Here is a 1,962-nt window from a genome sequence, read left to right as displayed (position 1 = left end):
GGGCTACGAGGTCCAGGTGCAGGACGGCGAGGACGGCCGGGTTCGGCTTGAAGTCAGCCACGGCGGCGAGGTCGATTTCGTCTACGAGGTGCGTCCGCGCGCCTTCACCACGCCGAGCTTCGTGATGCGCGACACCGAGGACAGCAGCGAGTCGCGCAAGTACTTCCGCGCCGAGGTCCATCTCCAGGAAGGCGGCCAGGACTACGACATCATGGGCTGGAGCCGCGACGGCGTGATCGGCGACATCCTCGACCAGTACGAGCGGCACATGCACTTCCTGCACGTGGTGCGCTGACAGCAGGCACCACAGGCAAGATGGAAGGCCGGCTTTTGCCGGCCTTCTGCTTTCCGCTGAACCGATCCATCCGATGAAAGCGAAGTGAGCGGGCCCTTGCCAAACGAAGTCTTTGGAGGATAGGCCCGTCAGCGAGCCAGAAGCCCCATCACTACAGGCATTACAGCCCGCTCTCGGTCACTCGTCTCTCACAACCGCAGGTCCAGGGTCAGCCCTTTTCTCATCGACGCTTCTCAAGAGGCCGCACTATTCGTGCGATAAATTCCAATGACTTCAAGGTTGATTCAGAAAAACTATTAGGAAATTTCCCAGATAAAATAATACCTATCAGGCTGTGCTAGGGTGCTCCGTCTTCCGCCTTTTTGGTGGCAACTCGACCGCAAGGAGAGCGTGCTCAATGGAGACGCCCAACACACCGCGCAGCACCCTGAACCCGCCGGTATTCTTTACTTCGGCCTTACTGATCCTGGCCCTGGTGCTGTTCACCGTCCTGCTCCAGGAACAGGCGCAATCGCTGTTCGAACAGGTCCAGCAATGGATCGTCGGTAACGCCAGCTGGTTCTATGTCCTCGCCGTGGCGCTGATCCTGGTCAGCGTGGTGTTCCTCGCCGTGAGCCGCTACGGCGACATCAAACTCGGCCCCGATCACAGCCGCCCCGACTACCGCAACACCACCTGGTTCGCCATGCTGTTCTCCACCGGCATGGGCATCGGCCTGATGTTCTTCGGTGTCGCCGAGCCGGTGATGCACTTCATCGCCCCGCCGGTGGGCGAACCCAATACCGTGCAGGCGGCGAAGGAAGCGATGAAGCTGACCTTCTTCCACTGGGGCCTGCATGCCTGGGCGATCTACGCCATCGTCGCGCTGATCCTGGCTTTCTTCAGCTACCGTCACGGACTGCCACTGGCCCTGCGCTCGGCGCTCTACCCGCTGATCGGCGAGCGTATCCACGGCCCCATCGGCCACGCGGTGGATATCTTCGCGATCATCGGCACGGTGTTCGGCGTGGCGACCTCGCTCGGCTACGGCGTGCTGCAAATCAATGGCGGCCTGCACCACCTGTTCGGCTGGCCGGTCAACCAGACCGTGCAGATCATCCTGATCGTCGTCTCCTGTGGCCTCGCCACGCTCTCGGTGGCCAGCGGCCTGGACCGCGGCATCCGCATCCTCTCCGAGCTGAACCTGGTCCTGGCGGTATTGCTGATGCTGTTCGTACTGGTTTTCGGCCCGACCGTGTTCCTCTTGCAGACCTACGTGCAGAACACCGGCGCCTACCTCTCGGACATCGTCAACAAGACCTTCAACCTCTACGCCTACGAGCCCACCGACTGGATCGGCGGCTGGACCCTGCTGTACTGGGGCTGGTGGGTTTCCTGGTCGCCCTTCGTCGGCATGTTCATCGCGCGCATCTCGCGCGGCCGCACCATCCGCGAGTTCGTCTGCGGCGTGCTGTTCGTCCCGGCCGGCTTCACCCTGCTGTGGATGACCATTTTCGGCGACACCGCGATCCACATGATCCTGCACCAGGGCCTCACCGACCTGGCCGAGGTGGTCAGGCAGGACAGCTCTTTGGCGCTGTTCGCCCTCTTCGACCAGCTTCCCCTGAGCGGCCTGATCTCTCTGTTCGCGGTACTGATGGTGGTGGTGTTCTTCGTCACCTCGGCCG

General features: G+C 62.1%; 1 protein-coding gene and 1 pseudogene. Both read left to right on the top strand.

Features of this window, described 5'->3' with window-relative positions:
* A pseudogene (locus tag HMPREF2886_RS09005) lies at positions 1-295 on the top strand (choline transporter); the annotation flags it as partial.
* Positions 296-692: 397 nt separating this feature from the next.
* Positions 693-1,962, top strand: a 1,270-nt coding sequence (locus HMPREF2886_RS09000) for a BCCT family transporter (protein ID WP_139148399.1), incomplete at its 3' end; no start/stop codon positions are given.

The organism is Pseudomonas sp. HMSC066A08 (assembly GCF_001813025.1).
Lineage (GTDB): Bacteria > Pseudomonadota > Gammaproteobacteria > Pseudomonadales > Pseudomonadaceae > Pseudomonas > Pseudomonas aeruginosa.
This window is presented reverse-complemented; position numbering and strand designations above follow the sequence as displayed.